Source organism: Leptospira kanakyensis, from assembly GCF_004769235.1.
Taxonomy (GTDB): domain Bacteria; phylum Spirochaetota; class Leptospiria; order Leptospirales; family Leptospiraceae; genus Leptospira_A; species Leptospira_A kanakyensis.
This window is the reverse complement of sequence record NZ_RQFG01000005.1, coordinates 293,217-311,502: the sequence shown is the minus strand read 5'-3', so window position 1 is coordinate 311,502 and position 18,286 is coordinate 293,217. Positions and strand designations below refer to the sequence as shown.

The following is an 18,286-nucleotide window of genomic DNA, read 5'->3' as shown; positions in this document are numbered from 1 at the left end:
AGTGGGACTTCTCGACAGAGCCGAAGAAATTAAAAAAACTTCGGGTTCCTCGACTTCAAAATCTTCTACACCTAACTTAGGCAAACCGTCTTTATTAAAAAAAGCAGAACAATTCCATGAGGAAAATTTAGTTCAAGAAAAAGAGTCTGTCCCTGTTTCGGATACCGACTCCGATTGGTTAGACGATAGTTTTTCAGATTCACTGGCTACTGAAATTGGCGACCTCCCTAGTCCCGATGGAGAAGAGGAGTTTGACCTCAGTGACATTCCTGAGTTGACGGATGCAGACTTTGGTGAGTTAGGTGATGATACATGGGACGAAGATCCGTTACCACAATTGGAAAATGATCTAGAAGAGGGACTTGGTGATTACGAACCAATTGCTGATGAAGATGCGGATTCCGAAATAGAACCTGAGCCTGAATTAGATATCAAACCAGAACCAGAACCTGAAACCCCAATACCAAATTTCGAAGAACCAGGGCTAGGTGATGATCTGATTGATCGAGATTATCACGATGAAATTTCTGAGCCCGATGCCCCTCTCCCGGAAGTAAATATATTTGATGAGTGGGAAAACGACGCTAAAAAAGAAGCCGCCAAACAACCCTTAAGGCCTGCCAAAGATGATCCAGCTCCGATTGGAGAAGATGTATTGTTTGATGATGAATCTGATTTTGGTACAGCACCAATGTCGTATCATTTGGCTTCCAAAAAACGTATAGAAAACTACCAGGCCATTTTTGAAATCACTAAAGAAATAGCTTCCTCCAAAGAGTTTTCAGATTATTTTGATAACTTAGTTTATAGTTTGATTGGTCAAGTGGGTTGTAACTCAGTTGTGGTTCTCACTTCTACGAATCCCAAAAATCCTAAATGGGAGGCAGTGACTGCACAAGGGGTTCAATCAAAAGATTCTTGGTATCTTTCCCCGAATGACGAAATCTATTCACGGATTTCTGATTCAGAAACAGTCATTTATGCAGGAGAATTTAAGTCCTCTCGTTTGCCGGATAGAGAGTTTAAGTTACTCACTGAAATGGGTTCTGAAATTTTAGTGCCTATCCGTCATGGCGAAAAATGTTTTGGTGTGATTTCCCTTGGAAAATTAATTAACGGTGAAGAATACATTACCGACGATTTAGAATTTGCAAAAATCGTAGGTGATATTGCAGGTTCGGTTTTTGAAAGAGTATCCGAATTTGAATCGATCAATGACGATTTAGTCCAAGCTAAAGAAGTGATTGAAATTAATGAATCTGTATTACGATTTGCCCGTGATTTTGCTCGTGTCCGTAAAATGGATGAAGCCTATGATTTACTTATAGAAAATATCAAAACCAAACTTGGTGTAAAACAATTCTCCTTTTTAGTTTTAGATTCAGAAACACGCTCCGACTACATTGTGTTTGGTTCTAATTTCATATTACCAGAAAGAACAAAAGACTTCAAATTAAGTAAAGACTCTGACATTGTGGGAATGGTTTCCAACGTTCCTGGTGTTTACCGGTTAGAAAACTTCAGAGAAGACTCCGAATTAAAATCCATTTTCACAAACGATGAATTAGGGATTATGAGTGAATTCACAATTTTGCCAATCATCAATTTGAATTGGCTTGTAGGTATGATCATCGTCCATTCAACGGGAACAGCATGGACTGATACAACAAGAGATGTAGGAGTTACATTACTCGAAACATCTGCTCCCGTTTTTGCAAACTTACTCATTCTTCAAGAAAAAGAAGCTTTATTTAGAAATCCATTCAATCCATTAGAATCACGAATTTTAAGTGAAATCGAAAAAGCTTCACAGATGAATACAAATTTTACTGTGACTCTCTTTAAAATTCAGAATGTATCCAGAATGGTTCATTTGGTCGGAGCAGGAACTTTTGCCCGTTATGCGGATGTTCTACGAAAAACAATGATGGATCATATCGGAGAATTGGACTTTTTTACTCGCGTGGGACAAGGAAAATTTGCTATGGTTCTTCACGGAAAAGACAAAGAAGAAACTGATGTTGTGATCAAAAAAATCAAATCTTCGTTTGCAAAAAAAGAAGATTCGATCATTGGATCATTCCGTGCAACCTATCGAGTGCTAAATTTATCGTATCCGCATGATACTAAGGACAAAAATCAGTTTTTGGAAATGGTTGAAGAAGCCTAAACAAGTAACAGCCGTGTTATTTAATTCGATTTCCTTCTTATCGCATTTTTTAGTATTCTATTTAATTTATTATTTTGCAACGGAAAGGATACGTAAGTATTTACTCCTCTCTTTTGGGGTTTATTTTTATTCTCAGTGGAATCTAAATGCCACCTTCTTACTTTTTATTTCAGTAGTTTTTAACTATAGTCTCGGAAGGTATCTCACTCTTCTCACTGGAAAAACAAAGAAAAGAACCTTTGTTTTAGGGATCACTGCTAACTTAGTTTATCTTGGTGTTTTTAAATACTTTGTTTTTGTCTGGGAATTGTTTGGTGATTTAAAAGTTGGGTTTGGGTTTCCCGGTTTGGAATGGAAACCAGAAATTTTATTGCCTATAGGAATTTCCTTTTATACCTTCCATAACATTAGTTATTTGATAGATGTTTATGATGAAAAAATTCTTCCTTGTAAAAACTTTTTTACCTTTGCGATTTATGATTTATTTTTTCCACTTTTATTACTTGGGCCAATTGAAAGACCGGGTAACCTGATCCCGCAAATCGAATCGAAACAAATCATTCTAAAAGAAAATATTTGGAATGGGATTTCTTTATTTCTTTGGGGAGTGTTTATCAAATCGACCATTGCGGATCCTTTTTCTAGGTATGTTGAAATTCATGCAAAAGGTTTTGAAACCTTAGAACCTGGAATCTTATGGATCGTAGCTCCTGTCATTGCCTTCCAAATCTATGCCGATTTTTTCGGATATTCTCTCTGTGCGATGGGTCTTGCCGAAATGATGGGTTTTCGTTTGATGAACAATTTCAAAAGACCATTTTTTTCCTCCAATCCCGCTGAATTTTGGTCCAAATGGCATATCTCTCTTTCTACTTGGCTGCGTGATTACGTATATATAAAGTTAGGTGGAAATAGACATGGATTTTTTAGAGAAAATATAAACCTTATGGTTGTTTGGTTCCTTGCTGGAATTTGGCATGGAGCAGGGTATGGGTTTGTGATTTGGGGAGTTTATTTAGGTCTTTGTTTGGTTTTATATAGGTGTCAGAAACATTTCGGTTTAGTGAAACAAGGAAACCGGCTTCAGTCTATACTTGGAACTATTTTTACCTTTTATAGTTTTTCACTGGGATTACTGTTATTTCGAATCAATTCTCCCTCGGAAACCAAATTGATTTTAGAAAACCTATCTTTTTTTCCTAAACTTTCATCCATCCCAATGATGATAGTGATCACTTTGATTCCTTTATTTGTTTTTGATTTTTGGCAAGAATGGAAAAGTACGGAACGTCCGACTTTTTTTATCTCCACCAAACCATATTCATTTCTTTTTCTGTTCGCTTTTTTGTTCTTTTGGTTTTCGTTATTTTCCCCTTTTGGGAAACAGGATTTTTTCTATTTTCAATTTTAAATTAAATTTATGAAAATTCGTTATTTTATATTCACATTGTTTTTGATCTCTATTTTTATGCACCTAACATGGGGATGGTTTATTCCTTATTGTGAAACCACTTCTTCTTATTGGTATTTGTCCAAAACTAGAAAAATCAATAAGGAGGCAAAAATTTTAGTTTTAGGAGATAGTCAGATCGTCAGTGGAATCTCTCCTGATTTTTTTGCAGAAGTCGAAGGCCTGTCTTCGGAAGATATTTTATACTTTCCTAAACCTAGCCAACAACCAGAGGGAATCCTTGTTGATTCCTTAGAACTCATCCACCAACTTCCCAAACTAAGAAAAGTGTATGTGAATCTTTCTCCATTAAATACTAGTAAAAACTCAGTGACCGATGCGAATCGGCAATTGTTTTATTCCTTTGGAAATTTAACAAAAGAAAGTATCATCCATCCATTAGTTCGAAAAGCATATTTCACTAACCTAACGGATCTAAGTTGGAAGATCGTAATTCTTGTATTCCCTTATTTCGGACTAAGTTCAAATTTAAATCGATTGGTTTATGACCCGGCTGCACAGGCCGATGTAACGAGAAGGAAACAAGAGTTTTTATACATTAGGGAAAGTATGGAACAAAGACAAGGTTCTTGGGTATGGAAATCAATTGGTGAAGACCCAAGTTTGCAAGAGGAAGAAGAATTCCCAGATAAGAGTTCCTTAGTTCTAGCGGGGAAACGAGAACTTTCTGTGACCATATGGCGTGAACTTGCAAAACTATGGACGGAAAAAAAAGTGAAAGTTGTTTTTCTTAGAATTCCATTTTCGCCAAAAATGGAAAAAGACATCCTTCAAACGAATGCTAATGTTGTCAGTGATGAGATTTTTAAAACGGTAACCGCAGATTTTAACAAAGAGCAGGTTGCCGTATTTGATTTTCGATCTGTGTTTTTAGATCAGTATCAGTATTTTGCGGACTTAACCCATCTCAACCAAAAAGGAAGAGATGTGTTGTCTCTAATTTTAAAAAGCGCTTTATTTGATCACGCCCACTCTTCGACCCAGGGCATGTAGGTTGATCCCCCAACCAAGACCAAAAAATTGTTTTGGTGTAAGGATTTCCTCTGTGCTAGGATCCCAGATATCTTTTACAAAAGCTTCTGCTGAGATTTCGGTTCCGTAAGGAATTCCCCAGAAATTTTTATCTTCATTGTATGACATGAATTTGCCTCCCTTATTTGACCTAAGTCTAGGATTTGGAGGATTCTACCATAGTATAAAATTCTTGGAAATGATAAGCGGAATCGTGAGGTCCAGGGCAAGCTTCTGGGTGGTATTGAACTGCCATTACCGGTAAACCCTTGGTTTTGAGACCTGCCACTGTATTGTCGAATAAATTGATTCTTGTAATCGGCATATCGCTAGAAGATTCACCTAACACATGAAAGCCATGGTTCTGGGAAGTGATTTCAATTTTTCCCGTTTCTTCGTTTCGGACAGGATGGTTCCCACCTCTGTGACCAAACTTTAGTTTGGCTGTCTTTTTGCCCAATGCAAGTCCAATGATTTGGTGCCCTAAACAGATTCCAAAAAGTGGTTTTTTGGCATCCATGATGGCTTTTGCCGATGAAATTGCATAGTCAAGGGGGGCAGGATCTCCCGGTCCATTGGATAGGAAATAGGCATCAAATCCATCTTTTAACAAATCTTCTGCTTTGGTTTTCGCAGGAAAAACATGTACATTGAATCCAGCTGAGTCGAGAAGTTTTAAGATATTTCTTTTGATTCCAAAATCATAAACAGCAAGTTTGAATTTACTAGGTGAATGAGCTCCAAACAAATATGGTTTTTCACAAGTCACCACTTGTGCTAGATCTTGGCCTTCCATGGAAGGTGCATTTTTCACTGCTTCCAAAAAAGAATCTTCATAAGTTTCGCTGATAAAAATTCCGCAAGACATTGCTCCAGAATTTCGAATAATGCGTGTTAGCTTTCGTGTATCAATCCCTTCAATGGCAGGAACCCCAAATCGAATGAGAAACTCACTGAGTGTTTCTTTGGATTGGAAGTTGGAAGGTCGTTTTACATATTCTTTGACAATGAGTCCAGAAGCTTGGATCTTGTCTGATTCCATATCGTCTGGATTGATTCCATAGTTCCCAATCATGGGGTAGGTTAGGGTCACGAGTTGGCCTTTATAAGAAGGATCAGTGATGATTTCCTGATATCCCGCCATAGAGGTATTGAAGACTACCTCGCCAATCGAATTCTTATTTGCACCGAAGGATCGGCCCTTCATGACCGTTCCGTTTGCTAAAACCAAAAAAGCCTGCATCAAATCCATTCCAAAGAATCAGGTCCTAATGACGAACAAAAATTCATCAGTCTTTGATGTAATATCGTTTGATCCTGTCGTAATGGTAGTCCCCATCGATTTCCACGGTTTGCATTCGGGAAAGGGATTCCGCCATTTCCTTGGCAAGGGAAGGCTCTATGGTCATGTAAGACCGTCTCCCTCGGACAAGATAGACGATTTGGCCTGTTTCTCCATCGGCCTCGATGACCTGTCCCTGGATCCTTTTTCCCTGAGAACTAGGAGAATTCACGGAGACTTGGTATTTTTGGAAGATATGCGGTTTCCCAACACAGAGCCAAATGTCTGAGGTGGGTGAAACTTGTGTGGCCTTTCCTTCAATATGGCGTTTTTCGTAAGGCTGATTTCCCAATGCTAGGCGCATGGTATCGGCATCACAAAATATGGTTTTTTCACGAAGGCTCGTGCTGTCCAAATAGCGGAATTGTGGTTCCGGGCTCTGTGCCTCCCAACGCACCAATTCGCCTGAAAAACGAATTACCTTCCTTTCTTTAGGAGAGAGATCGGTGGAAAACAGAACAAAAAGCAAGATTAATCTGCAAATAAGGAAAAGTTGCTTAGACGGCGTTAGACTCATTCGAATTACCACATTTAACACAATTTTCGTTAAGATTTAACAATTTTATTTGACAAATCCTATGAGAAGCACTAGTTTCATTGCAATTGTCGGTACGAACGACTGCTCACTTGCATTCGTTTGTCCACAGGTACGAAAAAAATTCAGGAAACAACTCACTAAGGAGTAATCATCAATGCTGAAATCTCTACGTTTTGGAATGATGGGGTTCTTATTATTGTGCTTAGCTGGTAGCTTAAGCGCACAATCTGGTCCTCGTTCTTATTTTATGATCGGTCTTGGAGCTCAATTTGACCTAGCTCAACTCGGTGGAACCATCACTAAAGATGGTCTTGATTCTGGCCAACCCAGAGTTACAGCTTCTGGCCAACCTTACGGAACACCTCAAAAAGCAATCTATGCAGAAAACACATTGATCAGCTTAAAGAGAACGACTGGTGGTGCGGTAGGTGCAAAAACTAGCGGAGCTATGGTCGGTGGTAACCTTAACGTAGGTTACGAAAAAGAAGGGATCTTTGGAATCAATAGCCTTTTCTGGAGAATCAACGTTAACTACACTACTAAAATCGCTGGTGGTGAGACGTCTTCTACAGTTATGGGATACAAATGGTTAGACCAAGAGTGGCACTATACTGCTTGGACTGTACCAACTTACCTTGGTATCAAATTATACAATGCAGCAAATGACACAGCAATCTACGTGGGAGCTGGTGTGAACTACTTCCAAGGATGGTGGGGAGTTTCTGGAACAATCAACAACCCAGCATTAGAAAGTTTTACTGCAGGGATGGGACGTAACGGTGGTCCATTGTTAGGTGCTGGTGGTGGAACACTTCTTGGTGATGCTCCAAGTCCAGGAATCCACAAAGAAAACGTACGTTTTGGTGCTAGCGGGATCGGTCTCAACTGGCTCGTAGGTGCACAAACAAAAGTAACTGACAAAGGTCACCTTTTCTTCGAACTAGAAACTATTCTTTCTGCAGGAATGGGAGTGGGTGGAGTTTCTTCTATCGGTGGTGCTTCTGCTCTTGCTCCTTGGGTTGCTTACCCAGTAGTAATCGGTGGACAAACTTACCGTGTAGGTTACAAACTCGAAATCTAATCAGTTTTTTTACTGATCAGACGAAAGCCGGAGTTGGTTTCCAACCCCGGCTTTTTTTATGCCATCAGTTGGGTGATGAATTGTTTATCTTTTGTCGTTAGTGAATTTGTATCATGCGTAAAAAGTTTGATTCGCAGTTTGTTGTAAACATTCCAAATTTCAGCATGGTGGTCTAGAGATTCAGAAATTAATGCTAGTTTTGTGATAAAAACAAATGCTTCTTTGAATGAGGGGAATTCTTTTTCAAAGTAAAAAAAAGAATCACCATCCTTTGTTTCCAGTTTCCATTCTTGGTAAGTATCTAGTAGGTTTTGAATTTCGATAGTTGTCAGGTTGGTTGGTTTTTCTCTCATGGTTTCACCTTCTTTTTATGAAAAACAATCAAATACAATCCCAGAAGGATAAAACCTGCACCAATTAATTTTTGACTATCAAATGGTTCCTTCATAAACAAAATTCCAACAAACATTAAAAAAATGGGTTCTATCAAGAGTGTGGCATTGAGTTTACTAATAGGTAAATGGTTGTGTGCTTCAAAATAAAAGGCTCGTCCTAAAAAATACCCTAGTAATGAAAATAATCCAAGGATGACTATGACTGAAATATTTGGAATATGGAATGAGCCAATGTATAAAGAGTATAAAAAGAAAAATATACTCAGGAGGAAAAGACGTAAGTAAGCATACTCAAGTCCCAAAATTTCAGGAATGTATTTTTTGATCATATAACTTTGGATCGCAAAGAGAAAGGCACTAAGTAAAATCAAAAATGCCGAAACTAATTTGATCTGGCCTTGTAAAGTGGAGATCATATAAATTCCAAGAACGGCAATCAAAATACCGAAGACTTCTCTCCCTTTTAATTTTTCGCCTAAGAAAAATACTCCCAGTAACACGTTATAAAGAACAGTGGTTTTGATCAGGATGGCAGATGGTCCTAAATCTGTTTGTCTGAGAGCATAATAATACAAAACAATCCCGATGGCATTGGAGATGGTTCCTAACGTTAAAATGAGTCCATCCCGTTTGATGGTAGTGATGACTTTGGATTGTCTTTTTTTGGAAAATAAAAAATAAGGAGTTACAATGATAAAAGCAAATCCCACTCCAAATAGAGCAGCTATCTCAGGTTCTGTATTGTACTTCCTAAAGATTTCTTTGAAACCGATGACCTCAAAAGCAAAAAAAACTCCTGTTAGGAAAACGTAAAAATATCCTTTTTTCTCATTACCAGTCAATGGGTTCTTTTCCTTGGGAAACTAAATACTCATTTGTTTTTGAGAAATGTTTGTTTCCTAAAAATCCTCTGTAAGCCGAGAGTGGGGAAGGGTGCGCTGATTTTAACACATAGTGTTTGTTTGGTGGGATGAGGATCTCTTTTTTCTGTGCAAAAGATCCCCATAACAAAAACACAATGTTAGATTTTTTTTCAGCCAAGATACGGATGGTTGCGTCAGTAAATACTTCCCAACCTTTGTTTTGGTGAGACCCTGCTTTATCTTTTTGAACTGTAAGAGTAGCATTTAACAGAAGTACACCTTGGTTTGCCCAGCGTGTGAGGTTCCCTGTTTTAGGAATGGGTTTTTGTATGTCTTCCCCAATTTCTTTAAATATATTTTGTAAAGAAGGAGGAAAGGGAACACCATCATTTACAGAAAAACAAAGTCCATGGGCCTGCCCTGGGCCGTGGTAAGGATCTTGGCCAAGGATGACAACTTTCACTTTATCAAAGGGACAAGAGTCAAAAGCGTTAAAAATTAATTTTGCAGGTGGGTAAACAACCTTAGATTTATATTCTTCCCTGATCCATTCCCTTAAGGTAGAAAAATATGGTTTTTCAAATTCGGATTGAAGGACTTCTTTCCAACCTGGTTCAATTTGAACGTCTTTCAAGTCTTCCCTCCGAATGAAAGTATAATACTCGTAAGTCGATCCCACCATGAGTGACATGGATTGTTTTTTTATTGAAATTACGGAGTTCTCTCATACAATCACTCCATTTTTCTTCTGTGGGGCAAAGGATAAATCCAAATAACTTGGGTTGGTTTTTGGTTAGTTTGAGAAGTTCTTCCAATCGTTTCCCAATTTTGGAATAGAGTTTCTCTTCTGGGCCCGTTCGTTCATGTTTACGAAGTCCGTAAGGAGGGTTCAAAGGTAAAAAATAATGGGAAGAATCAGAATTCCCTTCGGGCAAAACAGGAAAGGTTCTAAAAAAATCAGAGATACTATGATCCCAATTTTCTACTTTGATTATTTTTTTCCAACGTTTGAATTCTTCTGCCCAGTAACTTTCTAAAGCAGGATCAGTGTCTTGGATGACAATGGGTGTGGAATGTAGCTCTGAAGTTAAAAAAGTCTCTTTTCTTTTCTTTTTGAAATGTTCGAATGATTTTTCTGGGAAAAGATTCAGTTTAAAAAATATAAAATCTCTAGGTAATGATAAAAGTGGGAAATTTTCTTCTTGTAACGCCCATTCGGTGGCAAAAGTTAATGTCCCGGCAAACGGAACATAAAGTGCGACAATATCTTTTTTGGGTATTAAAAAATGATTCAAACACTGTTGGATTAGTATTTGTGTTAAGTCTTCTGGAACAGGTGCACTCGTCGGAAAATTTGCTTTGATCCCACGTTTGTATCCTGGTTCTCCAAGGAGAGATAAGGAAACAGTAATTTCATCTTCAAAATAACTGATATGAAGGTTTTCTTTGATTTCGTAAAATTTTGTATTTGGATCAGAAAACAATGGTTTTGCGATGGGAACAGATTCCGTAAGGATCCGGTCCCACTCTTCTTCCCTTAGATCAGAAGATTTGTCCCAATCTGTTGTGCGTCCAATCACAAGGCGAAGGTCTCGGATGAATAGACCATGAAACAAAAGATAGGCGATTTGATGGGAATTTGTATTTTCTAATTTGATTTTTTCTGAAAATACACGGATATTTGGTTCTGGTTGGTTCGGTAAAGGAACCGAATTCAAAATTTGTTTTACTTTATCACCAACCCAGGTAGCAGTTCCCGGTGGAAAATACAACTCCCAACTGAGGGCCGTTCCAGTTTGTGGTTTTCGGATTCTAAATTTCCAATTCATCTTTTTCTTGCTCTAGACCTTTCTTTCAAGAGATTGACTCATATGTCTAGGATCTTCACTCCCGAACTCTTTTTGGTGATTGCCGCCATTCTTTGGGGTGGAACCTTTGTGGTCATCAAACTTGCACTGGATTCGGTGCCTCCCTTCTTATTTTTAGCCGTTCGGTTTTGGCTCGCAGGAATCATCGCTTTACTCCTATATCGTAAAACTTTATTTTCCAAAGCAAATAGAAGGTGGGATTATATTTTCCCAGCCTTTCTCGTGGCTTTGTCAGCTCTTTTGGGTTACGCCTTCCAAACGATTGGACTTGTTTATACTACGGCTACGCAGTCTGGATTTATGACGGGAGCCTATGTTGTGTTTGTTCCTTTGTTACAAATTGCCATCGAAAGAAAGTTACCTTCACTTCGCACCTGGGTTGCTGTTTTGATTGTGGTGGTTGGTTTGTTTCTAATCTCACAAAATGGAAAAACGTATGATGAAATTGTTACTTCCATTGGATTTGGGTTTGGTGATGGACTGACTCTCATTGGTGCTTTTTTCTTTGCTATTTATATCATCCTCATCGATATTTTTAGTAAAAAAATTCCTGCACAAATTTTAGTTTCCTTTGAGATCCTTCTCATTGCAGTTGTTTCCACCTCCTTATTTCCTGTAGAATCCATTTTTTTAAACCAAACCATCTCCATTCATTTTGATATGAAGTTTTGGATTGGAATCATTTATACTTCTGTTTTTGCTACGATCTTCACGACCCAAATCCAAACTAGATACCAAAAGGCTGTCCCTCCGGCTCGGGCAGGATTACTTTATAGTATGGAACCGGTGTTTTCCTTTTTTCTCGCTTACTTGGTGTTAGGAGAAAGGTTAGGGGTTGTGGGAGCGATTGGTTCGGGTCTTACCCTGTTTGGAATTGTATTTTCTGAATTAGGTAAGTGGAACAAACGAGAAGAATGATCAACGTGTAGATTTGTATTCTCTACACATCTTTTCTTAATTTTGAATTATATGATTTGGTGTTCTTTCAGTGCGTGGTAAAGAATCCCAATCGTAACCTTTAAGATGGACAAAACGGGAATGGCGAGTAACATCCCAAAGATTCCAAAAAAGTTACCTCCAACAGCAATTCCAATGAGTATGGCAAGAGGATGAAGAGAGACCGCATTGGCTATCACCACAGGTTGGACGATGGCATTGTCTACTAACTGCGCTACCACAACAACAGAAGCAATGGATCCAATGGATGGGGACATCTCAGGGAAAAGAATCGAAAATAAAATGGGCGGAACCGCTCCCACGAGTGGGCCCAAATAGGGAATGGAATTGGCAACACCGAGAAAAATTCCAAAGAGAAAAAAGAATTTCACTCCAACAAGATAAAATCCAAGAGATGCTACGATGGCCATGATTCCACATTGGATCACTAAACTTTTTAAATAACTAGTGATTTGTTGGTTCATTCGATAAAACACCATGAGGAACATTTCAAAAAAACGATTGGGTATAAAACTAATCATTGTTTTATAAATTAAGTTAGCATCCAAAAGCAAAAAGAAACTGATGATAGGAATGATGATCATCCAACTTATAAAAGTAGGAATCATCACAACCATTCCTCTTAAAAATTCTTCTAAGTTGCTTGTTGCCATTTTGGCAACTTCTTCTGGGTTGATGATTTTTTTCCAAAGTTCTGGATTTTTTGAAAGTACGGGAAGTTTATTAAAATCGAGTAACTGAAAATTCGGATCTTCCATTTTGATAGACCATTCTGAAACTATGGGTTGGGCCTTTTCAAAAAGATTTGGTAAGTAAAAGGCCAAAAACCAATAAGCCCCTGCAATCAAAATTGAAAAAATAATAATGATAGTAATGGCTCTATGGATTCCTCTTGATTCAAAATAATCCACAATCCCATGAAAGATATAAAAATGGATTCCTGAAATAAGAAGTGGGATCGCTAAAAATTTAACACCAATGATGCCAATAAGGGCTGTGAGTATGATGAGCCCAAAAAAAGCACTACGCAAAATTAAGGAAGAGATATTGTTTTCTTTGGTGCTCATTTGGATTTATTTTTTTTACTTTTGAAGTAAGCAGCTTCGAGTGTATCATTTGTTTTGCGAAGTCTATCCGCAATGATGGATGCAAAACTAAGGAGTAGATCATTTCCAACTCTTGGTTTTGTTTCTAATAAAGTTTTTAGTTCTGGTTGGAAAAATCCTAACAAAATGGAATCAACAAGTGCTACTGCCGTTGCTGATCTTGGAAAGTCTTGAAACAGAGCTAACTCTCCAAAAAAGGCACCTTTCTCTAGTTCGGCGAGTTTTAAAGTCACTCCTTCTCTTTCTGAATAAATTTCTACCTTACCTTGGAGGATAAGATATACTCCTGTCCCCGCTTGGCCTTGGTAAAAAATGGTTTCACCTGCATAATACTTTCGTTTGTGGATGAGCCTTGCGACTTCACGTAAAGTTCGGCGAGACATACCTTCAAAGATAGCGGTTTCGCGTAAAAAATGCGAAATCTCCGTAATTGGGTTTTCGTCACGTTTGAGAATTGATTTCCAAAGGGGAAGTTGCATAAAGCCTCTCCTATATAAATCGGATAGACGGGGCCTGGAATTGATAAAACTTGATCCGTATGGGCCAAGCTTTTTACGTAACAGGCACGGGAACGGACATTGGAAAAACTTTTTTTTCGAGTCTGTTTATGGCAAAGTATGCAAAGCGCCATGAATTTCGATATTGGAAACCCGTCCAAACAGGTGCGCCTAGCGCAGGGGATACAGAATTCATTCGAAAAACAACAGATCTACCTGATTCCTACTTTCTGAAACCGGTTTATGAATTTTCTACACCCGCAAGCCCACATTATGCCTCCAAACAGGAGGGGATCGTTTTGGATCCCAAACACCTACTGAATGTTTTAACCAAGGAAAGAAAAACTAACACTTTGATTGAGGGGGCAGGAGGGGTTTTTGTTCCCTTAACGGAGAATTATTTAACTATCAGAGGGATTGGGGAAAGTAATCTTCCTGTCATTGTGATTGGATCCACGGAACTTGGAACGATCAATCACACACTTTTAACCTTAGATGCATTGACCAGTAGATTCATTCCTGTCCTTGGTTTTTATTTAGTAGGACAAAATAATCCCTTACAAGCCGATAATGCGGAAACCATACAAAGATTAGGTGGCGCTCCTTGCCTTGGAATTACCAATTTCCCAGAACAAAAATTATCACCCGAGGAATTCCTTGTTTTTGCCAACAATCATTTTGATACCAACCGTAATGTCATTGATACAATTTTAAATCCAGAAGATGAATTTTAATCCAATTGAAACAAATACCTGGGTTCCTTTAACCATCCAAGAGGAAGGAGAAACCTTAATCAATTTCGTTCAGGCAACTGATGAGTTCGTAATTGATTCTTTTGGGAATTCCTGGATTGATGCGATTGCTAGTTGGTGGACAATGATTTTTGGACATCGCCATCCTAAACTAGTTTTGGCTTTAGAGAAACAATTGAAAGAACTGGATCATATCATGCTTGCTGGTCATATCCATCCTCCAGCTGAATCTTTATCAAAAGTTTTGTTGGAATTAACCAACTCTGAATTTCATAAAGTTTTTTATTCTGATAACGGATCCAATGCGATAGAAATTGCCTTAAAACTTTCTGTTCAGTTTTATCAAAACCATCCAGATTATAAACCACGATCGGAGTTCCTCGTATTTTCCAATTCATATCATGGGGATAGCATTGGAGCTATGAATGTTTCTGGAAAAAATTACTTCAATCGTATTTATTCTGAACTTAGATTCCCAACAAAAGAATTCCCAGCTCCGAATTGTATGTTTTGTCCTTGGGGAAAATCAGCAAACAGTTGCCATACGGAATGTTTGTCCGATTTAGAACTCGCAATCAAACAAAAAGAATATGTAGGGATTGTGATTGAACCACTGGTTTTTGGTGCCAACGGCATGTTGTTTTATGATAAAAAGGTTTTAGTCAAACTAAGGGAACTGGCAACCGCAACAAATACACTTCTTATCTTTGATGAAGTGTTTACCGGAATGGGGAGACTTGGTGAATTTTTTGCTTACCAAAAGGCAGGTGTGAAACCGGATTTACTTGTAATGGCAAAAGGTCTTACCGGAGGAATGTTACCCCTTGGTGCTACTTTGGTTTCAAAATTTATTTACGAACAATTTTTATCAAAAGATCCGTATAAAGCTTTTTTCCATGCCCATACGATGACGGGAAATCCACTTGCATGTAGCGTGGGTTATGCGTCCGTGAAACTTTTAAAAGAAACAGGACTCGGCCTCGTAAAAAAACTTGAGGCCTCATTACAAAAACGGATCGAACCATTCCAAAAAACGTTGGGAAATCGAATCAAAAATGTTCGAGTGATGGGCGGGATCTTTGCTTTTGAGTTTCAGGAAACCATTGCTGAAGATGAGTATTTGAATCCTGTTGGGAGAAGGATCCGAGAGAAAATGAAGGAATATCGAGTTCTGATCCGCCCGCTCGGCCGAACGATTTATATCACTCCGCCTTATACAATTTCCGAAAACTCTCTCGACCAAATCTTTTTAGGATTGGAACAAACCCTCCTTAGTTTTGCCGAATCAGATTGAGACTAAATATACGAAGCGATTTTCTTCGTTTACACAGGTTGGCTCCATCCAGAACCTGTTCCCATGATTGCAGAAGTCCAAGAAAAAACAGTTTCCCAAGCACCATCCTTAATTACGGAAGCGGAAGCCTTTGAAATCCTAGAAGGAAAAGTCCCTTTGCTTTCGGTTGTTGCTCGTGCGGCAGAAGAACGAAATCGTTATTATACCAATCGTGTTCGCATTCATATATTAGATAATATCAAAAATGGTTATTGCCCCGAAGACTGTGGATACTGCGCACAAAGAAAAGGCGGAGATTCTGGAATCCAAGAATATTCTTTAAAATCTCCAGAAGAAATTTGGGAAGATGCCAAACGTGCCAAAGACAATGGTGCCTACCGGTTTTGTATGGTGACCTCGGGCCGTGGTCCAACGGACAAGGCAGTTGATAAACTCGCTGAGACCATCTCCAAAATCAATGGAGAACTTGGAATGAAGGTTTGTTTGTCTGCAGGAATTTTGGATGCTAAAAAAGCCAGAACCTTAAAAGATGCAGGCCTTGACAGGTACAATCATAACCTCAATACTTCAGAGTCCAAATACAATGAAATTTGTTCCACTCATACCTTCAAAGACCGACTAACAACACTTGAGGCGGCAAAAGAAGCAGATATCGGACTTTGTTCTGGGATCATAGTCGGGATGGGAGAAGAATTGAAAGACCTTGTGCAAGTTGCTTTTGAATTGAAACGTCTTGGTGTTATATCTATCCCTGTTAACTTTTTTATTCCTATCAAAGGTCATGCCATCCAGAAGTCATCACTCACTCCAGAGTTTTGTATCCGAGTTTTGTCTGTATTTCGATTGGTAAATCCAGATTCAGAAATTCGGATTGGTGCAGGAAGAGAAGGCCATTTAGGTTCCTTACAATCTATGGCTCTATTTGTAGCCAATTCATTGTTTGCTGAAGGATACTTAAACGTAAAAGGAAGTGAAATGGTTCAGACCATGAACTTAATTCGTGACTGTTCTATGGTGCCTGAATTTACAGAAGGTGTTCCTGAAGGATGGGAAGAATACGAAACACAATCCCTTTACGACGAGAAAAATTTTCCAGAGCTCTATAAACATAAAAAGTAGTTTGCCTTTTTTACTTTTGGCGGTAGTATGCTCCTACTTTACCGCCTCTAGTGAGAAACATGCGAAAACCATCTTTACCATTTCGAAAACAAATGAGTTATGCGATCGGCCAATTGGGTTGGTCCACACTCATCAATATCATTGGTCTCCACCAAGTTTACTTCTATCTACCGCCAGCACCGAAACCGGGGCAGGAATGTTTTCCCGACCTCATTGAAAAAATGGCCTTCTGGGGGCTTTCCACCATTGGAATTGTTGCAGCCGTAGGCCGTTTGTGGGATGCCTTTACCGATCCTGTCATTGCCAATTCCTCAGACAGATTTTCTTCCCGGTTTGGGAGAAGGATTCCTTTTCTTTTTCTCGGTGGAGTCCCAGCTGCCGTCTTTTGTTGGTTAATTTTTGTTCCTCCTTACAACTTCGTCTCTTCCGCAAACCTGGTTTGGATGACTGGTTGTATGTTGCTTTTTTACCTATTTTTAACCATCTATGTGACTCCCTTCTTTGCTCTCATTCCAGAACTTGGGCATACTCCAGAAGAAAGGTTAAACCTTTCTACTTATATTTCTGTTACTTATGCTTTAGGGATCATTGTGGCATCCACAGAACCAATGATTGCCAGTGCCCTGAAAGCAAACTTTGTTTTCGATGCTGATCTAACCATCCAAACTTTGGTCGCGCGTCAATATGCTCTTGGAATTTTATGTGTGTTTGCAGCGATTTGTATGTATTTCCCTGTATTTACGATCCATGAAAAAACCTATTGTGAGGCGGAAGCCTCGAGTGTTCCTTTCAAAGAAGCCATCTTTCTTACATTCAAAAATAAGAATTTTCTATACTTCGCTTTATCGGATCTTTGTTATTTCCTTGCCCTTACCATTCTCACAACAGGGATTTCTTATTATGTAACGGTTCTTTTGGAACTAGAACGAGAATTTGTAACACAATTACTTACGGTAATGTTACTAGTTTCTTTTGCTTTTTATCCAGTGGTCAATGCAGTGGCAAAGAAGATCGGTAAGAAAAAAACAGTTCTATTTGGCTTCTATGTTTTTCTATTTTTGTTCCTCTCTATCTATTTTATCGGAAAAGATAGTTTACCTTTATCTCCGCATATCCAAGGTTATTTGATCGTAACCATTGCTGCGGTTCCCATTGCCATTCTTGGGATTTTACCGAATGCCATTTTGGCTGATATTGCTGAACTGGATTCATTAAAAACAGGATCAAAACGAGAAGGTTTGTTTTATGCGGGTAGAACCTTTATGCAAAAGTTGGGACAAACACTGGCTGTTCTTATCTTTAGTTCAGTAATCCTACTTGGACTTGACCGTGAAACAAAGAAAAACGCATCACCCCATGTTACGGGAATCATTGCACCTTCTGTCTCCGATTCCAAGCTTGAAGTGAAAAAAAATTTAGAAGTTGAGGCAAAAATAAGTAAGGAATCTACCATTTGTAAAGTCGAAGAAGAGGAAGCAGGAGGGGAGCTAGGCGTTCGTCTGACTGGTCCTCTTGCCTCTGCATTCTGTATTTTGGCCATCTTTCTCTTTGGAAAATACAAGGAAGATGAAACTTTAGAAGAGATTGCAAAGATACGTGGTAATTAAATCCTGGTTTTTGGAGCTATTCAGATGAGATATCGCATTGAGACAACCAAGTTAAAGAACGGGTATATCGAAGCCAAACTCATCGAGACAACCACAAATAACCCGATTGAATTTCGGATTTGTGATACGGAAGAATATGCGCAGGCCCAAATCAAAGATTGGCAAAAGCGCTTCCGAATGAATGAACCGCAAGAACAGGATTAAATTCTTCCTTC

The 18,286-nt window shown here is 38.7% G+C and carries 19 protein-coding genes; 10 read left to right on the top strand and 9 right to left on the bottom strand.

The window, feature by feature from the left end:
- Window position 1: 1 nt before the first annotated feature.
- Genes EHQ16_RS02005 through EHQ16_RS01995 form a run of 3 tightly spaced genes read left to right on the top strand, consistent with a single transcriptional unit; the run spans window position 2 to window position 4,634 of the window.
- Entirely contained in the window at window positions 2-2,170 is a 2,169-nt protein-coding gene (locus EHQ16_RS02005; RefSeq protein WP_135636845.1) for a GAF domain-containing protein, read from the top strand.
- The gene (locus EHQ16_RS02000) at window positions 2,157-3,581 is read left to right on the top strand and encodes an MBOAT family O-acyltransferase (RefSeq protein ID WP_244241879.1); all 1,425 of its coding nucleotides are present in this window, start codon (window positions 2,157-2,159) and stop codon (window positions 3,579-3,581) included. The genes EHQ16_RS02005 and EHQ16_RS02000 overlap by 14 nt, the downstream gene beginning before the upstream one ends.
- Window positions 3,582-3,590: 9 nt before the next feature.
- Window positions 3,591-4,634 (top strand): hypothetical protein, encoded by a 1,044-nt coding sequence (locus EHQ16_RS01995; RefSeq protein WP_135636847.1) that lies wholly within the window; start codon window positions 3,591-3,593, stop codon window positions 4,632-4,634.
- Here EHQ16_RS01995 and EHQ16_RS01990 read toward each other — a convergent pair.
- From EHQ16_RS01990 to EHQ16_RS01980, 3 genes are read right to left on the bottom strand one after another with little or no spacing between them, the layout of a single operon-like run.
- A complete protein-coding gene (locus tag EHQ16_RS01990; RefSeq protein ID WP_135636849.1) occupies window positions 4,596-4,781 on the bottom strand; it encodes a DUF5808 domain-containing protein in 186 nt (61 codons plus the stop codon). The two genes, EHQ16_RS01995 and EHQ16_RS01990, sit on opposite strands and share 39 nt — an antisense overlap.
- Window positions 4,782-4,809: 28 nt before the next feature.
- The gene (carA, locus tag EHQ16_RS01985; protein ID WP_135637348.1) at window positions 4,810-5,895 is read right to left on the bottom strand and encodes a glutamine-hydrolyzing carbamoyl-phosphate synthase small subunit; all 1,086 of its coding nucleotides are present in this window, start codon (window positions 5,893-5,895) and stop codon (window positions 4,810-4,812) included.
- Between the two features lie 46 nt (window positions 5,896-5,941).
- The gene (locus EHQ16_RS01980) at window positions 5,942-6,463 is read right to left on the bottom strand and encodes a hypothetical protein (protein WP_135636852.1); all 522 of its coding nucleotides are present in this window, start codon (window positions 6,461-6,463) and stop codon (window positions 5,942-5,944) included.
- A 223-nt stretch (window positions 6,464-6,686) separates the two neighbouring features.
- Between EHQ16_RS01980 and EHQ16_RS01975 the strand changes: the two genes are divergently transcribed.
- On the top strand, window positions 6,687-7,613 hold the full coding sequence (locus tag EHQ16_RS01975) for a porin OmpL1 (RefSeq protein WP_135636854.1): 927 nt from the start codon (window positions 6,687-6,689) through the stop codon (window positions 7,611-7,613).
- A 56-nt stretch (window positions 7,614-7,669) separates the two neighbouring features.
- On the opposite strand, the gene EHQ16_RS01970 is transcribed toward EHQ16_RS01975, so the two are convergent.
- From EHQ16_RS01970 to EHQ16_RS01955, 4 genes are read right to left on the bottom strand one after another with little or no spacing between them, the layout of a single operon-like run.
- On the bottom strand, window positions 7,670-7,966 hold the full coding sequence (locus tag EHQ16_RS01970; RefSeq protein ID WP_135636856.1) for a 4a-hydroxytetrahydrobiopterin dehydratase: 297 nt from the start codon (window positions 7,964-7,966) through the stop codon (window positions 7,670-7,672).
- Window positions 7,963-8,850 carry a DMT family transporter gene (locus EHQ16_RS01965; RefSeq protein WP_135636859.1) on the bottom strand — a complete coding sequence of 296 codons (888 nt, stop codon included), beginning with the start codon at window positions 8,848-8,850 and terminating at the stop codon, window positions 7,963-7,965. Before EHQ16_RS01965 ends, EHQ16_RS01970 begins: the two co-directional genes overlap by 4 nt.
- Window positions 8,840-9,505 (bottom strand): uracil-DNA glycosylase, encoded by a 666-nt coding sequence (ung, locus tag EHQ16_RS01960; RefSeq protein WP_135636862.1) that lies wholly within the window; start codon window positions 9,503-9,505, stop codon window positions 8,840-8,842. Before ung ends, EHQ16_RS01965 begins: the two co-directional genes overlap by 11 nt.
- The gene (locus EHQ16_RS01955; RefSeq protein WP_135636864.1) at window positions 9,486-10,700 is read right to left on the bottom strand and encodes a hypothetical protein; all 1,215 of its coding nucleotides are present in this window, start codon (window positions 10,698-10,700) and stop codon (window positions 9,486-9,488) included. Before EHQ16_RS01955 ends, ung begins: the two co-directional genes overlap by 20 nt.
- Before the next feature lie 42 nt (window positions 10,701-10,742).
- Here EHQ16_RS01955 and EHQ16_RS01950 point away from each other — a divergent pair, with 42 nt between their 5' ends.
- Window positions 10,743-11,657, top strand: a complete 915-nt coding sequence (locus tag EHQ16_RS01950) for a DMT family transporter (protein WP_135636866.1) — start codon at window positions 10,743-10,745, stop codon at window positions 11,655-11,657.
- Window positions 11,658-11,704: 47 nt separating this feature from the next.
- Here EHQ16_RS01950 and EHQ16_RS01945 read toward each other — a convergent pair whose 3' ends face one another.
- Together EHQ16_RS01945 and EHQ16_RS01940 are read right to left on the bottom strand one after the other, a co-directional pair.
- The gene (locus EHQ16_RS01945; protein ID WP_135636868.1) at window positions 11,705-12,763 is read right to left on the bottom strand and encodes an AI-2E family transporter; all 1,059 of its coding nucleotides are present in this window, start codon (window positions 12,761-12,763) and stop codon (window positions 11,705-11,707) included.
- The gene (locus tag EHQ16_RS01940; protein ID WP_135586785.1) at window positions 12,760-13,281 is read right to left on the bottom strand and encodes a cyclic nucleotide-binding domain-containing protein; all 522 of its coding nucleotides are present in this window, start codon (window positions 13,279-13,281) and stop codon (window positions 12,760-12,762) included. The genes EHQ16_RS01945 and EHQ16_RS01940 overlap by 4 nt, the downstream gene beginning before the upstream one ends.
- A 59-nt stretch (window positions 13,282-13,340) precedes the next feature.
- Between EHQ16_RS01940 and bioD the strand changes: the two genes are divergently transcribed.
- From bioD to EHQ16_RS01915, 5 genes are all read left to right on the top strand, one after another.
- A complete protein-coding gene (gene bioD / locus EHQ16_RS01935; RefSeq protein ID WP_135636871.1) occupies window positions 13,341-14,033 on the top strand; it encodes a dethiobiotin synthase in 693 nt (230 codons plus the stop codon).
- Entirely contained in the window at window positions 14,023-15,345 is a 1,323-nt protein-coding gene (bioA, locus tag EHQ16_RS01930) for an adenosylmethionine--8-amino-7-oxononanoate transaminase (RefSeq protein ID WP_135636873.1), read from the top strand. Before bioD ends, bioA begins: the two co-directional genes overlap by 11 nt.
- A 63-nt stretch (window positions 15,346-15,408) precedes the next feature.
- On the top strand, window positions 15,409-16,464 hold the full coding sequence (gene bioB, locus EHQ16_RS01925; RefSeq protein WP_135636875.1) for a biotin synthase BioB: 1,056 nt from the start codon (window positions 15,409-15,411) through the stop codon (window positions 16,462-16,464).
- Between the two features lie 92 nt (window positions 16,465-16,556).
- A complete protein-coding gene (locus EHQ16_RS01920; RefSeq protein ID WP_135637350.1) occupies window positions 16,557-18,071 on the top strand; it encodes an MFS transporter in 1,515 nt (504 codons plus the stop codon).
- A 24-nt stretch (window positions 18,072-18,095) separates the two neighbouring features.
- A complete protein-coding gene (locus EHQ16_RS01915) occupies window positions 18,096-18,275 on the top strand; it encodes a hypothetical protein (protein WP_002975048.1) in 180 nt (59 codons plus the stop codon).
- Window positions 18,276-18,286: the final 11 nt, after the last annotated feature.